Origin of the sequence: Mucilaginibacter terrigena (assembly GCF_004168255.1) — a bacterium.
GTDB lineage: Bacteria > Bacteroidota > Bacteroidia > Sphingobacteriales > Sphingobacteriaceae > Mucilaginibacter > Mucilaginibacter terrigena.
Window position 1 is genome coordinate 63,167 of sequence record NZ_SEWG01000006.1, and the last position, 17,145, is coordinate 80,311.

Sequence of the window (17,145 nt, forward strand, 5' to 3'; positions counted from 1 at the left end):
ACCAATTGAATTTGATAGATTTAACAGCTTGAGCACCGCCGGAAAAATACGCGTATTACTGGTACTATTATTTGCCAGTTTGTTATTTACAGCAATTGTTGTTGAAAGTACTTATACGCCCGCAAATAACCTTATCCAAACATCAAAGCTGTTAGAGAATAACCTGCACGGTAAGGAAAACTACGTTTATAGTGCCATTAAAAACAAGAAAGTTTTTAACGAAATAAAAAATCTGCGTAACACACCGGCCAAAGGGCTTAATTACATTGACGAGTACACCATAAAAAATGCCATTTGGATAGTGGTTTACAAAAATGGAGTGCCCGATTTTTGGAGCGGCGCAAAAATTATCCCTCAAAAAGTTTCGCGGATAAAAGAGGGGTGCTCCTTTACAAAGCAGCCTAACGGGTACTACGAAACTATCAAAAAAACCGAGGGTAATACATCGGTCGTATTTTTTATTCCTGTAAAAACAAATTACCCATTTACGAACGAATATCTTAAAAATATTTTTGCCAAGGACCTTACCATTGACGACAATATAGCCATAGCCGATTTTACCGACAAGAGCGTTTACGCCGTACACGATGTTAATAACGTATACCTGTTTTCGTTAAAACTGGTAAAGGGGGTTAACCACCGCTTTTTTTATTTTGTTATAGGGTTTTGGCTTCTGGCTATTTTTACACTGTTTATACTGATAAACAATGTTGCCCGGTACCTTGTAAATAAAAGTTATGTATATGGGGGGCTGTTCTTGCTGGCGGGGTTTATCATACTTTTCAGGCTTTTAAACCTGCATTATGGCTGGCCATATTTTACGCAGCAATTATCATTATTTAACCCCCAGCTGTATGCATCATCGCCAATTTTCAGGTCCCTGGGCGATTTTTGTATCAACATACTGGTTATGTGCTGGTTTGTTATTTTTACCTACATCCACCGCAATAAACTTGTTGTAAAGGTACCAGGCAAAATAATTAGCTACCTGGTGTTTGCCGGCTGTTTGGTATTGCTTATAACCACCTCAACCAACCTGCTGCGTGTTTTTTACGGCCTTGTTATCAATTCAAAGATCAGTTTCGATGTAAACAACGTGCTTAACCTTTCGGGGTTTAGTTTGCTGGGGGTACTAATGCTTTGCTTTAGTTTCTTAATGTTTTTTTTATTGACCGAGATTATACTAACAATATGTTTTAAACTCGATATCCCTATAATGCAGCAAGCACTGTTATTTGTTGCCGGCATTATAGTTACAACAGGCGTAGTAACTTATTATTGGGAGTTTAGCCTGTTTTATTTACTATGGATGGTATTGGTAATTATACGGGGGTATGCCTTTCTTTATAACGACAGAAAATTTACCGCAACATCGTTTATCAGTACTGTGCTTATTTGTGCCATCATAGCATCTATTAAACTCAACCATTTCGAATCGATAAAAGAGCATGAACTGCGGAAGGTTTTGATACAACGGCTTGAGGTGCCGGATGATGCTACAGCCGATGTGCTTTTCAAAAAGATAGAGAAGCAAATAATTGTCGACCCAATACTTGTTGCTTATTACAAAAGCACCGATCATACTTCAGATTACCTGGAAACCCGGCTGCAAAAACTTTATTTTGACCGGTACCTTTCAAAATACGACTTTGAGGTACATGAATATGATACCACCGACCAGCCTATATCTGTAGATAAAAACTACAGCCTTGATGTGTTTAAAGACATGGTGGTGTACAGTTCGTTTAAAGTATCCGATTATTTTTACAGGCAAAACGAGTCGTTTGGTTTTCAAAGCTATTTTGCAATACTGCCCGTAATGGATGGCGCCCAAAAATTAGGCACCATAGTTATCGAACTAAAGTCAAAACCATTACTTGCAGCCGGCACCTTTCCCGACCTGCTGATCGATAAAGAAGTAAAAGGCAGTAACGACGAATTCAAAAATTATTCGTTTGCTTTTTATACAGATAACACGCTGATAGGCCAAAGCGGGACCTATGTGTATCGTATTAAAAATAAGGAGTTTAAAGGCGAACTTAAAAAGTACACCGTTCAAACCACCAGGAGCTCGAAACCTGCTTTTTCTGAAAAGTTTACTACTTACAGCCATTTATTATATAAACCCAGTAACCGCAACCTGATAGTGGTAAGCCAGGAGAATAATGTGCTTTTATCTAACATTACAGCCCTAACCTTTTTCTTTGTTGTTTTGCTGGCCTTTAATGCCATTATATTATTAATAAGGGTGATATGGATCCGCGTAAAAATATTTAATGTAAGTAACAACCGCATCAGGTGGAGCTTTAAACTTACTTTCGACAGGATCCTGTATAAAACGCGCATCCAGTTTTCTATGATCTTCGCGGTTGTTATAACGCTTGTTTTAGTGGGGATCATCACCTTTATATCTATAAGCGCTCAATATCAGGCCCAACAGGATAAGCTTATACGGTCAAAAATAATGCAGATAGCGGTAGCTTTTGAAACCGGGCCTATCAACAATTATATAAATACTATTACCGAAGATAGCAAGGTACGTTTTGATGACCTGGCCAACACTTACTCGGCCGACCTTGCACTATATGACCTTAACGGTAACTTATTAATTACCACCCAGCCCAAAATTTACGATTACGGATTGCTATGTAAGCAAATGAACGGCCGTGCATTTATTGCTTTAAACGGCATGCAAAAATCCGAGGTGCTCAACGAGGAAAAAATAGGTTTATTAACCTATAAAGCGGCCTATACCCCTCTCCGGAATATAAAGCACGAAACTGTTGCCTACCTGCAGCTGCCTTACTTTGCAAACGCAGCCGATTATACCGAGCGTATTGGATCGTTGCTAAACATCATGATAAATGTTTACGCGCTGGTGTTTATTGCTATTGGCTTGTTTGCGGTAATAATAGCCCGGCAAATAACCGCGCCGCTAAACTTTATACAATACAATTTAAGTAAAACCATTTACGGTAAAAAGAACGAGCCTATAAAATGGGAACGTAACGATGAAATTGGCGCGCTGGTAAAAGAGTATAATAACATGATAGCCGCGCTGGAAAACAGCGCCAATAAACTTGCACAGTCTGAACGTGAGACGGCCTGGCGCGAAATGGCCAAACAGGTTGCCCACGAAATTAAAAACCCGCTTACGCCATTAAAACTGGGCTTGCAGCTACTTGATAAATCGTGGAAGGACAAAGACCCTAAGTTTGACCAAAAGTTTGAGCGCTTTAGCAAATCATTTGTGGAGCAGATAGAGAGCCTGTCGTCAATTGCGTCGGAGTTTTCGGCTTTTGCCAAAATGCCCGATACCCGCATAGAGCGTATGGATATTTTTGAGGTGTTTGGCCAGGCTGTTACCATTTTTAAACAAATGGATAATGTTAAGATAACCTTTCGCCCGCCCGGAACCCCATTTTTTGTAAGCGCCGACCGCGACCAGCTGCTGAGATGCTTTAATAACCTGCTAAAAAACGCGATAGAGGCTACCCCGCAGGATAAGGACTGCCTGATAAATATTGAATACCTGATCACCAATAAAAATATACTGCTTACCCTTAAGGATAATGGTAACGGCATACCCGAAGGGATGCGCGAAAAAATATTTGAACCAAACTTTACTACAAAAAGCTCGGGCACAGGCCTGGGGCTGGCCTTTGTTAAAAACTCTATTGAAAATGCCAGTGGTAAAGTATGGTTCGAAACCACTATTGACGTAGGTACAACCTTCTACTTAAGTTTCCCTGCGGATAACGAGCAAGCTGTATAACGTGTTGTATGTTAATTTAAATTATGGCGCTGGCCAGGCCTGAAAAGAGCGCGATCAGTCGCGCTTAATATCACCAGGGTAAAAAGGGCTAATATAATGCACATAGCAGCCCCAATGTTAGCAGTTAATATATTTGAACTTACGGTAGCTTTACCGCTTATGATCAGTCTGTCGCTTTCACCTACCTGGATACGGATCAAATTATCAAGGTACTGAATTGTTGTATGAAACCCGGCCTCCCTTGATACCGAAAGGCCGGGCGTGGTGCTCCCGGCATCTTCCATTGATTTAAGCGCTTTTAACTGCACCCTGAATTTTTTCCACTGCAAGGCTTCTTCGGGGGTAAGCTGGGTGGCTTCGTACTTTTTTATAAGCTGTTCTATAGCCAGATAGTTAGCCTTGATCTTTTCAGCCCCGGTATTATTGGCAGCCAGTATTTTATTTTCATATAGGCGGTTGCTAATGTCGTGTACAAAGGTCGCGGGCATCAGCCGGTCTTTAAGTAAGCTCGTCAATGTTCTGTCAAGCTGCGCAACATCACTACGCCCGCCCCAGTTTACCAATAAAAGGATAGTTGTTAAAGCCGTTAATACCAGCGCCGCCCTAACTTTATATTTTAGAGAATATGCCCACTTCATCGTCAGATAAATTTAGTTACCTAAGGTAGCTAAAAACAAAAGCCTTTCAAATTATCATCCGAAAGGCCTTTGCGTGTGCAGTTTAGTATGCTTATTTTTTCTCCGGCATCAGTATAACCTTTGCCAGGTTGCTATTATTAAGATATTTATTAGCGGTTTCTTTGGTGCTTTGAACGGTGATCTGGTCCAGGTTTTTAACATGGCTTAATATCTCATCCGGGTTTAAGCCGTTTTGTGCTGTTGCTATCAGGTAACCCGACCACGAAATATTCTGTTTTAGCTGTACCTGGGTCGATCGTGCTTCTTCGGCAGCAAATTTTTCGATATCGGCAGGTAGCGCGCCTGTTTGTTTTATTTTATTTATTTCATCAAGCGTAGCGGCTACAAGTTTATCAACATTTGCGGCAGCGCAGGTAAATACAATGGTAACGCTGTATCGGCCTTCGGGGTTTTTGCTGTACGATGCCCTTACCCCCGGTGCGTAAATGCCACTTTCCTGTTCGCGTAAACGCTCGATCAGCTTAATATTCAGCACTTCTTCCAACGCGTCCATTTGCAGGTTGTTAGCTTCGTTAAAAACGTAATCGCCGCTGTATATCATTTGCACGGTAGCTTTATCAACAATGCCTTTATAAACGGTTTTGTTTATCTGGCCGGCAGCAGGGTGCATTTTTAAGTTTTTATACGTTTCCTTTTTGTTGGTAGCAGGCAGGGCGCCAAGGTAAGTTTCCAAAAATGGTTTGATCAACTCAGGGTTAAAATTGCCCACAATTACAAAAGTGAAACCGCTTGCATCGGCAAATCTGTCTTTGTAAAAATCAAATGCCTTATCCAGGTTAGCGCCGTTTAACCTTTCAACTGTGGTTGCGCCATAGCGGAAGTTATTATTGCTTAAAACAGCCGATAATGTATCCTGGTAAACGCTTTGCGGATCAAGGCCCCTGTTAGCCAGCAAAGCTTTGGTCTGGTTCATGGTCCCTTTCCATATATCGGCATCTTTGCGTGGCTTTGTAAAGTAAAGATATACCAATTGTAAAGCTGTTTCAAAATCGCGCGGGGACGAACTGCCCCTTATGCCCTGGCTTATCTCGTTTATATAGGGTGAAATATTTACATTTTTATCTGCCAGCATTTTATCAAGCTGGCCCTGGTTAAACTCAGATATACCGCTGCTGCCAACAATTGTACCTGCAAAACTTGCCGATGTGTAATCATCATCGCTGGCAAGTGATGTGCCGCCAAAGCTGTAACCATTTATCAATATCTGGTCGTTTTTAAACTCGGTTGGTTTAAGTATTACTTTAACACCGTTGGCCAATGTTAATGATGTTGTGCCAATGGCGTCGTCTTTTGCCTCTGATAATACTTTTGAACCTTCGGGTTCTTTCTCCATTAATGGTTTGCTGGTAACGTTATCCACATAAGCGGTAAGGTTGTTACCGGCTGTACCTATCCAGTTCAGGATCGTTTTTTCGTCGGGAAGTTTATCCTTGTCTTTTTCGGGGCCTTCAACTATAATTACACGGTTTTGGTCGCTGATGAACTGACCTGCAAGAGCGTTCATTTCTGCAAGGGTTACCTTACTTATATTGTTTACATAAAAATTGTACTCAAAATCAATCCCCGGGATGGCATCTCCTGATAAAAAGTTAAGCTGGTACTCCCTTACATAATTGGCCGAATTGGTTTTGTCCTTTTCGTAAAAAGCATTTTGAATACCCACTAACGATGATTGTTTTGCCCGTTCAAGTTCGGTTAGCGTAAAACCAAATTTGCGCAGGCGCTCGGTTTCGGCAACAACAGCTTTTACCGCTGTTTCTAAACCATCGGGCTTGGAAACAACCACCGACGAAAATGCATCCTGTTTGCCAATAAGTGGCGCGTAACTGGTACGTGCGTATAAAAAAGGTGGCTCTGGTTTTTGCTGCAGTTCGGCAAGCCTTTGGTTAAGCATAAAATTAAACAGCGATGTACGCACGCTTTGCATATAGGTAGTAGTAGTTCGTACCACGATATGCGGGTGCTTAACTACAATTTGTGCAAGCGTGTACGGAAACTCCTTATCGGTAGCTATTTTAACAACTGTGCCGGGTGTTGGCGCAACTGTATAATCTGGACGTGGCTTTGGCGCCGCAGGGTTTTTTAGCCCCGAAAAGTTAGCCTTAATTAACGCTTCTACACGTTTCACATCAAAATCGCCAACGGCAATTACCGCCTGCAGGTTTGGCCTGTACCAATCGGCATAAAAGCTTTTTATAGTGGCCGGGGTAAAGTTTTTCAGGATCTCCTCTTTACCCACAGGCAAGCGCGACGCGTAACGCGAATTGTTTAACAATACGGGCAGGGTTTGCAGGCTTAAACGCTCTTGCGCGTTTTTGCCGCGCAGGCGGGCCTCTTCTAAAACAACACCACGTTCCTTATCAATTTCGGCAGGGTCAAAGCTTACATAACCTGCCCAGTTAGCTAAAATGTCAAAGCCTTTTTCAAATACAGCAACGCTATCGGTAGGTAATGGCAATTGGTAAACGGTTTCGTCAAAAGATGTGTAAGCGTTTAGATCGGCGCCAAATTTCACACCCGATTTTTGCAGGTAATCTACCAATGCGTTCTTCGGGAAATCGCGTGTACCGTTAAAAGCCATGTGCTCGGTAAAGTGGGCAAGGCCCTGTTGCGCATCCGTTTCCAGGATAGAGCCAGCCTTGTTTACCAGGTACAGCTCGGCGCGGTTTTGCGGTTGCCCGTTATGGCGGATATAATAGGTTAGGCCATTTGGCAATTTACCGATCAATACGTCCTTATCAACCGGCAGCACATTTGCAGGCGCCACCGCTGCTGCAGCATTCGGTTTATTTTTAGGAGATGGGGTGGGTTTTCTTTTTACCTGTGCATTTGCGCTGCCGCAGGCTACTAAAAACGCCAGCGTAGCTACAGATAAAGTTTTGTTAAAGTTCATAGTTTAATTACAAGGAATATTTTACTAAGATGCTAAACGAATATCTTAGTTACAAATTGTTTATTTTTCGTTAAATGCTTCACGCATCATTTGTTGAAGTTCTACCTGGTGGCCCTGTACCGCCTGCTGGCCTAAAAGCGCGCTTTTTTGAAATAGTACAGGTTGCTTCTGATTCACCTTAATACCCAATGGCGTGCGATAAAAAACAGCGAGGTCCCTAAGTTCTTTTTCAGTGAATTCCTGTGCATATAGTGCGGCCATTTGGTCTTTCATTAAATCCCAGTTCATGTACTTGTTTATAAAGGAATTCATGATCTCGAGAAATTTTTGTTTTTTATCCTCGGGTACATTCGCACTGAGCTGTTTGAGCATAGCAGCCGTGGTTTCCTTAAACTGCATATCTGCGCCCGAGGCTACCAGTAACTCTTCTGCTGCCTTTAAATGTGATGGGGTAATATTGGGGATAGTTTGCGCTTTTACTGTTGCGCAGAATAGCAGGGCGATGATTAGGAATTTGTATTTCATGATCTGATTTGTTTCGCGTTATTGCAAGGAGCGTATCGACGTGGCAATCTTCGACATGCTTGTCGCCGACTTTTCTATCGAAGATTATTAATAAGTTTTTTTTCTTTACAGAATTAATGAACTCCCTTAGGTCGGTTGTCTACGCTGCGCAATAACGGTAGTTAATGGGTTACTATTAAAATTTATACCTCACAAAGGCCTCCATAGCGGCATACTCTGCCATGCCTAAGCGATCGTAGTTCTGGGCGGTTTCGCGGTTGCGGTCTTCGGCACGTACCCAAAACTCGCGCGCATCATCCCCCGGAAAAACAGGACGGTCTTTTTGCGATTGGTGCTTAAAAATGGCGTTGCGTTTACGCAATACCTCCGCAGGCGAAAGCGGCACTGCCATTTCAATTTCGTGGGTAGGGAACTCCTGCCATGCGCCGCGGTACATCCACACCCAGCAATCCTCAACCCAACTTTCCGTTTTGCGTAAGCGACGTAGTGATTCAATGATGATATTGAAACACACGATGTGGGTGCCATGAGGATCGGCAAAGTCACCGGCGGTGAAAACCTGGTGTGGTTTTACCTTTTGCAGCAACTCCATAGTAAGTTTAATGTCTTCCTCACCTACCGAATTTTTTTGTGTTTTGCCGGTTTCATAAAAAGGCAATGCCTGGAAATGGATATTACTATCCGGTAAGCCTGCATAACGTGCGCCCGCAATAGCTTCGGTTTTACGGATGAACCCTTTTACATCGCGGATCTCTAAGGAGTCGATCTGGTTGGGTTCTTTGATGGCCATAAACTGGCGCATATCATCATAAATGCCTTTCATTTTTGAGGCATCTTCGCCAACGCTTTCTTTAAAGTCGATGGCAAATTCCACAAAGCGTAACACGTCATCGTCCCACACAGCGGTGTTGCCGGATGTTTGATAGGCCACGTGCACATCATGCCCTTGGTCAACCAGGCGGATGAAAGTGCCACCCATCGAGATCACATCATCATCGGGGTGCGGAGAAAATACGATAGAACGTTTTTTGGCAGGCCCGGCACGTTCGGGACGCTGGCTGTCGTCTGCCCCCGGTTTACCACCCGGCCAGCCGGTAATAGTATGTTGTAACTGGTTAAATATATCGATGTTGATCTGGTACACCGGCCCCTGCTCTACCGCAAGCTGCGCCATACCGTTGCTGTTGTAATCTTCTTCGGTAAGTTTGAGGATGGGTTTGCCAACTGCACCCGATAGCCAGATTACCGCTTTCTTAATAAGCTGCTGGTCCCAAACGCAATCCTTAACCAGCCATGGCGTATCAAAACGGGTTAGGTCTGATGCGGCATCAACATCCAAAACAAATTCCACGTTATCTGAAAGTTGCAGGAAGGTGGCTGGCACCTCGCCCGAGATCTCGCCCTCTACCGCCTTGCGAACGATCGGCGCTTTTTTGGCGCTCCATGCCATCAGGATAATTTCGCGGGCTTTAAATATGGTACCCACGCCCATGGTGATGGCTTTGGTTGGCACATTTTGTTTACCACCAAAATCGCGCGAGGCATCGCGACGGGTCAAATCATCTAAGGTGACCAGTCGCGTACCCGAGTTTGGCGCAGAGCCCGGCTCATTAAAACCGATGTGGCCTGTACGGCCAATACCTAAGATCTGAAGGTCGAGGCCCCCAAGTTCCTCAATCTGGCGTTCGTATTCCAAACAAAAATCGGCCACTTCATCCTGCGGCAAAGTGCCGTCGGGGATGTGGATGTTTGCTTTTTTAATATCGACGTGATCGAATAAATTCTCGTTCATGAAGGTAACGTAGCTTTGCACCGCGTCGGGCTTCATGGGGTAATATTCATCGAGGTTAAAGGTGATCACGTTACGGAATGATAGCCCGTCCTCTTTATGTAAGCGCACCAGTTCGGCGTAAACTTTTATGGGGGTAACACCCGTTGCCAGGCCAAGCACCGCTTGTTCGCCGGCAGCATCTTTTTTGCGGATCAGGTCGGCAATGCGCTTAGCGACTGCTACCGATGCCGCGTTTTGGTCTGAATAGACGGTTACGGGCAGTTTCTCGTACCGGGTTTCTTCTAATAAATTTAATCTTGCCATTTGGTTTGGTTGTAATTGGTTTACAAGCTTCAAAACAAATATATCAGATATTTACATACAGGCGGTTTTAATTTATCTTTTGTATGGCAGTCCAAAACAGGTAAATTAGCGCATGCCCGCACTTAATAAAAACCTGCAGAATTTAGTTAATATAGCCCAAAAGCAAGAAAAACTGGGCATAGGTTTAATGTCGGGCACCTCGTTAGATGGGTTGGATATAGCCCTGTGCAAATTTAGCGACAGCGGTATAAAAACGGAGTTTGAACTACTGCAATTCGTCACTATTCCTTATGAGGAAAAGTTTAAGTATGAGGTGCAGGAAGTGTTCGCCAAAAAGCAGGTAAGCCTGGAAAAGGTGACCTTGCTTAATGCCTATATCGGCACCTTTCACGGAGAATTGGTTTTGCAGGCCCTAAAGCAATGGGGCATTGACCCGGCGGATGTTGATTTTATTGCCAGCCACGGCCAAACCATTTACCACGCGCCTAAACGCTTGCACAAACAACCGGGCTACGGCAACGCCACCCTGCAAATTGGCGATGCCGACCATCTGGCGGTTAAAACAGGCATATTAACCATCAGCGATTTTAGGCAAAAGCATATTGCCGCAGGTGGCGAAGGTGCGCCTTTAGCTTTGTATGGTGATGTGATATTAGGCAGCAAACCCGGCGAAAACCGCATTTTGCTGAACATTGGCGGCATTGCCAACCTTACCTTTTTACCTGCGGATGGCGGGGAAGTTGTTTGTACGGATATCGGCCCGGGCAATACGTTGATAGATGCCGCCTGCCGCGAATATTTTGATAAGCCTTTTGACGAGAACTCGGCGATAGCCAAATCGGGCACAGTGAATGATGTGCTGCTTGACGCCCTGCTCGATCACCCATTCTTCCGAGAGTCCGCACCAAAAACCACCGGCCCCGAGTTGTTCAATTTAGAATTTGTGGCCGATGCGCAACAGGGGGTAAGGCTCTTTAATATCAATAAAGCCGACCTGGTGGCAACGCTAAGTGCATTCACCGGCCGCTCTATCAGTAATTTCATAAAAGCCAACTTTAACCTGCCCGATATTAAAATATTTGTAAGTGGTGGTGGGGCGCGTAACCCTTATGTGATCAATTATCTTGAAAAAGCTTTACCAAATGCTACTATAGCCAATACCCGCGAATTAGGGATTGACCCTGATGCCAAAGAAGCAATATTATTTGCGCTTTTAGGTAACGAGGCGCTTTGCGGTGAGCCGATAAAAATTGGAGATAATCCGGAAGTGTTGATGGGGAAGTTTAGTTTTGCACTGTAAGCCTCTCCCCAACCCTTTCCGAAGGAGAGGAAGGAAAACTTTTTTTAAGCCCTCTCCTTCGTAGAGGATTTAGGTGAGGCTTTTTATATTTATATTCGAACCAAATTTTAAACGCATGAACGCTTATCAGTTTTTCCTGTCATTCCACTCGGGGTTCAGGTACATCGTATTTTTATTGGTTGTAATTGCTATTGTACGTGCATTTGCCGACTGGTCCGGCAAAAAAGCCTACAGCGAGGGTAACCGCAAATTCAACCTGTTTACCATGATCTCGGTACATACCCAAATTTTACTTGGGTTGGTACTATACTTTTTAAGCCCCAATGTTAGGTTTGGCGGTGGTGTGATGAAAGATGCCACAGCCCGTTACTGGACAGTGGAGCACATCACCATGATGATCATCGCGATGATACTGGTAACTATTGGCCATAGCAAATCAAAAAAGGCAATTTTGCCCGAAGACAAGCACAAAGCAATAGCCATTTATTATACTTTGGCCTTTGTTATCATTGTGGTAGCCATTGCTTTAATGACCAAAGATGTACCCGGCCACACCTTTTTTGGAATATCCCACTAAAAAAGTCGACAAAAAATTTGTTAATTCAATTTTTTGTATAAATTTGTTGCCACGATATGAAAAATACTAACCTTAATACCAATTGGTGGCACTATGTGAAAACATGGCAGCCGGATAGTTTTTGATATGCAGTACTAATCAAATGTAAACCTAATTTGAAACCCGGCGAACGCTCAATTCGCCGGGTTTTTTTGTTTAATGCGCTCTGAGATAATTACTAATGAAAAAATATAAAATAACCACCACCCATAAAAAACTGCTTGCCGATACCACAACACCGGTAAGCATTTACCTGCGCTTAAGGGATGTTTTCCCCAACTCGCTGCTGCTGGAAAGCTCGGATTACCACAGCCGCGAAAACAGCCTGAGCTTTGTTTGCTGCGCGCCGATAAGCGGGCTTGTGCTTGACAATAAAATTCTAAAAAAGAGGTTTCCGGATGGTACCGAAGAGATAAGCAACCCCGGAGAATTTGACATTACCGATGAGATAAACAATTTTACTGATCGTTTCGAAGTTGAGGACAATAACTCCAAGATCCTTTCGAACGGGCTGTTCGGTTACTTTACCCATGAAGCGGTTGAGCATTTCGAGACCATCCGCCTAAAAGAAAGTACTGATACCGCCCGCAAGATCCCGGTGATGCAGTATCATATTTACAGTTTTATCATCGCTATAGATCACTTTAAAAACGAGCTTTACATTTTCCATAACCAGGTAGAGGGCCAGCCCCAAACCAACGGCTTAGAAAAAATTGAGGACCTGATCAAAAACAAGAACTTCCCGGAGTATAGCTTTAAAAGCAACGAGGCAGAGCAATCAAACCTCACCAACGAGGAATTCATCGCCATAGTAGAGAAGATGAAGCAGCACATTTACCGTGGCGATGTGTTCCAGATAGTGCCTTCAAGGGCGTTCTCGCGTAAGTTTTTGGGTGATGAATTTAACGTGTACCGCGCGCTGCGTTCCATTAACCCATCGCCGTACCTGTTTTATTTTGATTACGGCGATTTCAGGATCTTCGGCTCATCACCGGAAGCGCAGATCACCATTAAAAATAATGTGGCAAGTATCTTCCCCATCGCAGGTACCTTTAAACGTAGCGGCGATGACGAGAAAGATGCAGAACTTGCCCGCCAGTTAGAAGCCGACCCCAAAGAATCTGCCGAGCACGTAATGCTGGTTGACCTTGCCCGTAACGACCTGAGCCGCCATTGCGAACAGGTAAGCGTTAAGGCATTTAAAGAAGTGCAGTATTATTCGCATTTGATCCATTTGGTATCCCACGTAAGTGGAAAGTTAAAACCCGGCACCACATCATTTAAAATTGTGGCCGATACCTTCCCGGCGGGTACGCTTAGCGGCGCGCCAAAATACCGCGCCATGGAGATCATCGACGAGAACGAGAAAAGCAAACGCAGTTTTTACAGCGGTGCTATCGGTTTCTTTGGCTTTAACGGCGATTTTAACCACGCCATCATGATCCGGTCCTTCCTCAGCAAAAACAATACGCTGCACTACCAGGCCGGAGCAGGCATCGTTGCCGGCTCAATTGCGGAAAGCGAATTGAAGGAAGTAGATAACAAGATAGCCGCGCTTAGAAAGGCGATTGAATTGGCGGAGGAACTGTAGATAGAGATTAGTGATTGGAGAATAGAGATTAGTTATGCAGGATCAGGGTAATCCTTTAATCCCTTAAATCAAGGTTCAGAAAAAAATGAAAATATTAATCATAGATAATTACGATTCCTTCACCTATAACCTGGTGCATCTGGTAAACGAGTTAGGTTTGCAATGCGAGGTTTGGAGGAACGATCAGTTTAAGATAGAAGATGTGGACGCTTTTAGTCACATCATCCTGTCACCCGGGCCGGGCGTACCATCAGAAGCAGGGCTGCTTTTGCAGGTGATAGAAAAATACGCGCCAACAAAAAGTATGTTTGGCGTATGCCTTGGTCAGCAGGCCATTGCCGAAGTTTTTGGCGGCAAACTTTACAACCTGCCACAACCAATGCACGGCATAGCTACGCCCATAAAAGTAACAGACAGCTCCGAGCCGCTTTTTGCAGGTTTGCCGGATACTTTTAAAGTAGGCCGTTACCACTCATGGGTGGTAGAAAAAGACTTGCCCGCTGTATTGGAAATAACCGCTATTGATGAACAAGATGGCTCGGTTATGGCTTTAAGACACAAGGAATATAACGTGCGCGGTGTACAATTTCACCCGGAATCCGTATTGACCGAGTACGGTAAAGAAATGATGCAGAACTGGTTGAAGGCGTAAAACCCCTATGTCATTTCGAACGAGGTACGAGGAGAAATCTTGTTAGACATGCAAATCTGCTGTCCTTATCTAACAAGGTTTCTCACTATCGTTCGAAATGACATGGTTTATTTAGATTTGAAAACAAATGAACATACTCGATAAAATAGTTGCCCATAAAAAGATAGAAGTTGAACGAGACAAGGTGCGCACCACCTACACGCAGCTGGAGGAATCGGAGTATTTCCACCGGGAGACTTATTCTTTTAAAGAGTTTTTGCTGGCACCTGAACGTACCGGCATCATAGCCGAGTTTAAACGCAAGTCGCCATCTAAGGGTATTATCAATGATGATGCGCTTGTAAAAGATGTGACTAAAGATTACGCGGCTGCCGGCGCTTCGGCATGTTCGGTTTTGACGGATTACGGCTTTTTTATGGGTCGTAAAATGGATGTTACCCGCGCGCGCCGTGCCACCAATATCCCCATCCTTCGTAAAGATTTTATGATAGACGAATACCAGGTTATCGAGGCCAAATCATTGGGTGCGGATATCATTTTGCTGATCGCTGCCATACTAACCCCGGCTGAAATTAAAAACCTTGCCGGCCTTGCCAAAAGCCTGGAGCTGAATGTGCTGTTAGAAGTGCATAACCTGGAAGAATTGGAGCGCAGCATCGACAGTAACCTGGATGCAATTGGCGTAAACAACCGCAACCTGGCCGATTTTACCGTAACGGTAGAAAACTCATTTAAACTTGCAGAGCATATCCCAAACGAGTTTATGAAGATCTCTGAAAGCGCTATCAGCGATACCGAAACCATTAAACAGTTAAAGGCAGCCGGGTTTAATGGATTTTTAATAGGCGAGAACTTTATGAAACAACAGGACCCGGGCGCTGCTATGCGCGAGTTTGTGAAGGGTTTGTAATAGTTTGGCGGTAAGCGACGTAGCTACTTAAAGGGCACGTTTTCCCTTTGATGATATATAGAGCGAATCTCTATCGTATCTTCATTATCTATATAAAAAATATAATAATTATCCCAAACTAACAACAAGGTATCCGGCATGTCCGTGTGCTTGCCAATAAGGGGGTGCTTTACTAAAAGCGTGAGTTGTTTTTGAAGATTTTTAATAAACTTCTCAGAATAGGTTTTGGATTTGTTTCTGTAATTATTAAACTCAACTATTTTATCAATATCAGTATAAGCCTTTTTAGATATGACTAATCTTTTAGCCATTGCTCGTATCGCTTTTCAAATTCTTCCAAAGTTATATAGTCCCCATTTTTTATGTCTTCTTCACCCTCCTTTATGCCTGCTTTCATATGTTCAGGGATAATAAACACATCGTCTTTTTTTCTAAGAACAGAATTAACAAGCTCCAAAAGCTCAGGGTCATCCAACTCGTCAACCTTTTTATGGATCGATTTTTTAAGTTCTATCAATGTCATGATATAAAGTTAAGGAAAATATATTCGAACATGTAATCAATTACAGAGGTTTGTAATTAACGCTACTTTCAATATCTTTGCATATCATGTTAATATAACACCCTCCACCCCATACTTTCAATTAAGCCAGACCCATGACGAGTTTGGCATGAAAGATTTTGTTATGAACGCACCGTTCGTAGCGCCCATTTCAACCGTTTCCCAATGTATTACGTCGAAGCGAATTATTAATACAAAACAATTTTGTGCTATGTGAACATAACCACCACCCCGTGAGTTATAATAAGGTAAATTACGTTTACCTTTATGGTTAAATGTTAATCATTTTTTTGAATGAAACAGAAATTTTATGAAACTGCTGTGAAGCAGGAAAAAGTTGTTCTGGTTGGTGTTATAACACCCAACGAAACCGAAGAACGTGAAAAGGAATATTTAGAAGAATTACAATTTTTGGTGGAAACCGCTGGCGGCCTTACTGTGAAAACCTTCACCCAAAAATTACAGCGCCCCGAGCGGTCAACATTTGTTGGCACCGGTAAGCTGGACGAGATAAAAGAATATGTAATAGCCGAAGAGATAGACATCGTGGTTTTCGACGATGAACTTACGCCGTCGCAATTGCGTAATATCGAGCGCGAACTGAATGTAAAAATCCTTGACCGGAGCAACCTGATCCTGGACATATTTGCCGGTCGTGCCCAAACGGCGCAGGCCAAAACGCAGGTTGAGCTTGCCCAATTGCAGTACTTACTACCGCGCCTTACCCGCCTTTGGACCCACTTAGAGCGCCAGAAGGGTGGTATTGGTATGCGCGGACCGGGCGAGTCGCAGATTGAAACGGACAGGCGTTTGATCCTGAACAAGATCTCGTTATTAAAAGAACGCCTTAAATTGATAGACCGCCAGAACGAAACGCAGCGTAAAAACCGCCAGCAACTCATCCGTGTGGCGTTAGTGGGTTATACCAACGTAGGTAAATCTACCATCATGAACATGCTGTCGAAATCGGAAGTGTTTGCCGAGAACAAACTGTTCGCAACGCTGGATACCACGGTGCGCAAAGTAGTAATAGAGAACGTGCCGTTCCTGCTGTCGGATACGGTTGGTTTTATCCGTAAGCTGCCCCACCATTTGGTAGAGTGTTTTAAATCGACACTGGATGAAGTGCGCGAGGCTGATATTTTGATCCACGTGGTAGATGTATCGCACCCAAGCTTTGAAGACCAGATCCGTACGGTGAATGAAACACTGAAAGATTTGGGCGCTATCGATAAAACCATGATCACCGTGTTTAACAAGATAGACGCCTTTGTACCCGAGCAACACCACGTTGACGTAACCGAAGGCCCGCTAACGCTTGATGATTTTAAACACAGCTGGATGGCCAAGAACAACAGCCCGGCGATATTCATCTCCGCAACCGAAAAGAAAAACGTAGATGAGTTTAGGGAACTGCTTTATGAATACGTAAAGAAAGTGCATACGGAGCGATATCCGTATGATAATTTGCTGTATTAGGAGCCTCTCCCCAGCCCTCTCCAAAGGAGAGGGAGTAACAATTTGTCAT

The 17,145-nt window shown here is 43.7% G+C and carries 13 protein-coding genes; 7 read left to right on the forward strand and 6 right to left on the reverse strand.

Going from position 1 to position 17,145, the window contains the following annotated elements; genetic code table 11:
* Positions 1-28 precede the first annotated feature (28 nt).
* Entirely contained in the window at positions 29-3,775 is a 3,747-nt protein-coding gene (locus EWM62_RS15355; RefSeq protein WP_129877564.1) for an ATP-binding protein, read from the forward strand.
* Positions 3,776-3,786: 11 nt separating this feature from the next.
* Here EWM62_RS15355 and EWM62_RS15360 read toward each other — a convergent pair whose 3' ends face one another.
* The 4 genes from EWM62_RS15360 to nagB all read right to left on the reverse strand — a co-directional run bounded on the left by EWM62_RS15360 (position 3,787) and on the right by nagB (position 9,986).
* On the reverse strand, positions 3,787-4,413 hold the full coding sequence (locus EWM62_RS15360; protein WP_129877565.1) for an MCP four helix bundle domain-containing protein: 627 nt from the start codon (positions 4,411-4,413) through the stop codon (positions 3,787-3,789).
* A 91-nt stretch (positions 4,414-4,504) separates the two neighbouring features.
* Positions 4,505-7,366 (reverse strand): M16 family metallopeptidase, encoded by a 2,862-nt coding sequence (locus tag EWM62_RS15365; protein WP_129877566.1) that lies wholly within the window; start codon positions 7,364-7,366, stop codon positions 4,505-4,507.
* Between the two features lie 60 nt (positions 7,367-7,426).
* Positions 7,427-7,891, reverse strand: a complete 465-nt coding sequence (locus EWM62_RS15370) for a DUF2059 domain-containing protein (RefSeq protein ID WP_129877567.1) — start codon at positions 7,889-7,891, stop codon at positions 7,427-7,429.
* 175 nt (positions 7,892-8,066) lie between these two features.
* Positions 8,067-9,986, reverse strand: a complete 1,920-nt coding sequence (gene nagB / locus EWM62_RS15375; protein ID WP_129877568.1) for a glucosamine-6-phosphate deaminase — start codon at positions 9,984-9,986, stop codon at positions 8,067-8,069.
* 112 nt (positions 9,987-10,098) lie between these two features.
* Here nagB and EWM62_RS15380 point away from each other — a divergent pair, with 112 nt between their 5' ends.
* The 5 genes from EWM62_RS15380 (at position 10,099) to trpC (ending at position 15,055) form a co-directional block, all read left to right on the forward strand.
* Complete coding sequence (locus tag EWM62_RS15380) at positions 10,099-11,286, forward strand: anhydro-N-acetylmuramic acid kinase (RefSeq protein WP_129877569.1); 1,188 nt, start codon at positions 10,099-10,101, stop codon at positions 11,284-11,286.
* Between the two features lie 115 nt (positions 11,287-11,401).
* Positions 11,402-11,863 carry a cytochrome B gene (locus tag EWM62_RS15385; RefSeq protein WP_129877570.1) on the forward strand — a complete coding sequence of 154 codons (462 nt, stop codon included), beginning with the start codon at positions 11,402-11,404 and terminating at the stop codon, positions 11,861-11,863.
* Positions 11,864-12,083: 220 nt separating this feature from the next.
* The gene (locus EWM62_RS15390; RefSeq protein WP_129877571.1) at positions 12,084-13,493 is read left to right on the forward strand and encodes an anthranilate synthase component I family protein; all 1,410 of its coding nucleotides are present in this window, start codon (positions 12,084-12,086) and stop codon (positions 13,491-13,493) included.
* 85 nt (positions 13,494-13,578) lie between these two features.
* Positions 13,579-14,145 (forward strand): anthranilate synthase component II, encoded by a 567-nt coding sequence (locus EWM62_RS15395; protein WP_129877572.1) that lies wholly within the window; start codon positions 13,579-13,581, stop codon positions 14,143-14,145.
* A 127-nt stretch (positions 14,146-14,272) separates the two neighbouring features.
* Positions 14,273-15,055, forward strand: coding sequence for an indole-3-glycerol phosphate synthase TrpC (gene trpC / locus EWM62_RS15400; protein WP_129877573.1), 783 nt, complete (start codon positions 14,273-14,275; stop codon positions 15,053-15,055).
* Between the two features lie 23 nt (positions 15,056-15,078).
* Here the strand turns inward: trpC and EWM62_RS15405 are convergent, their stop codons facing one another.
* Both EWM62_RS15405 and EWM62_RS15410 read right to left on the reverse strand, forming a co-directional pair.
* Positions 15,079-15,366, reverse strand: a complete 288-nt coding sequence (locus tag EWM62_RS15405; protein ID WP_129877574.1) for a type II toxin-antitoxin system RelE/ParE family toxin — start codon at positions 15,364-15,366, stop codon at positions 15,079-15,081.
* Positions 15,351-15,578, reverse strand: a complete 228-nt coding sequence (locus EWM62_RS15410) for a hypothetical protein (protein WP_129877575.1) — start codon at positions 15,576-15,578, stop codon at positions 15,351-15,353. The genes EWM62_RS15405 and EWM62_RS15410 overlap by 16 nt, the downstream gene beginning before the upstream one ends.
* A 333-nt stretch (positions 15,579-15,911) precedes the next feature.
* Here EWM62_RS15410 and hflX point away from each other — a divergent pair, with 333 nt between their 5' ends.
* Positions 15,912-17,096, forward strand: a complete 1,185-nt coding sequence (hflX, locus tag EWM62_RS15415; RefSeq protein ID WP_129877576.1) for a GTPase HflX — start codon at positions 15,912-15,914, stop codon at positions 17,094-17,096.
* The last annotated feature ends 49 nt before the right edge of the window (positions 17,097-17,145 follow it).

Excerpts from the sequence above, each read along its gene's own strand:
- EWM62_RS15385 (WP_129877570.1), top strand. The coding sequence starts at position 11,402 with ATGAACGCTTATCAGTTTTTCCTGTCATTCCACTCGGGGTTCAGGTAC.
- EWM62_RS15360 (WP_129877565.1), bottom strand. The coding sequence starts at position 4,413 with ATGAAGTGGGCATATTCTCTAAAATATAAAGTTAGGGCGGCGCTGGTA.
- trpC (WP_129877573.1), top strand. The coding sequence starts at position 14,273 with ATGAACATACTCGATAAAATAGTTGCCCATAAAAAGATAGAAGTTGAA.
- EWM62_RS15390 (WP_129877571.1), top strand. The coding sequence starts at position 12,084 with ATGAAAAAATATAAAATAACCACCACCCATAAAAAACTGCTTGCCGAT.
- EWM62_RS15410 (WP_129877575.1), bottom strand. The coding sequence starts at position 15,578 with ATGACATTGATAGAACTTAAAAAATCGATCCATAAAAAGGTTGACGAG.
- EWM62_RS15395 (WP_129877572.1), top strand. The coding sequence starts at position 13,579 with ATGAAAATATTAATCATAGATAATTACGATTCCTTCACCTATAACCTG.
- EWM62_RS15365 (WP_129877566.1), bottom strand. The coding sequence starts at position 7,366 with ATGAACTTTAACAAAACTTTATCTGTAGCTACGCTGGCGTTTTTAGTA.
- EWM62_RS15405 (WP_129877574.1), bottom strand. The coding sequence starts at position 15,366 with ATGGCTAAAAGATTAGTCATATCTAAAAAGGCTTATACTGATATTGAT.
- nagB (WP_129877568.1), bottom strand. The coding sequence starts at position 9,986 with ATGGCAAGATTAAATTTATTAGAAGAAACCCGGTACGAGAAACTGCCC.
- EWM62_RS15370 (WP_129877567.1), bottom strand. The coding sequence starts at position 7,891 with ATGAAATACAAATTCCTAATCATCGCCCTGCTATTCTGCGCAACAGTA.
- EWM62_RS15380 (WP_129877569.1), top strand. The coding sequence starts at position 10,099 with ATGCCCGCACTTAATAAAAACCTGCAGAATTTAGTTAATATAGCCCAA.
- hflX (WP_129877576.1), top strand. The coding sequence starts at position 15,912 with ATGAAACAGAAATTTTATGAAACTGCTGTGAAGCAGGAAAAAGTTGTT.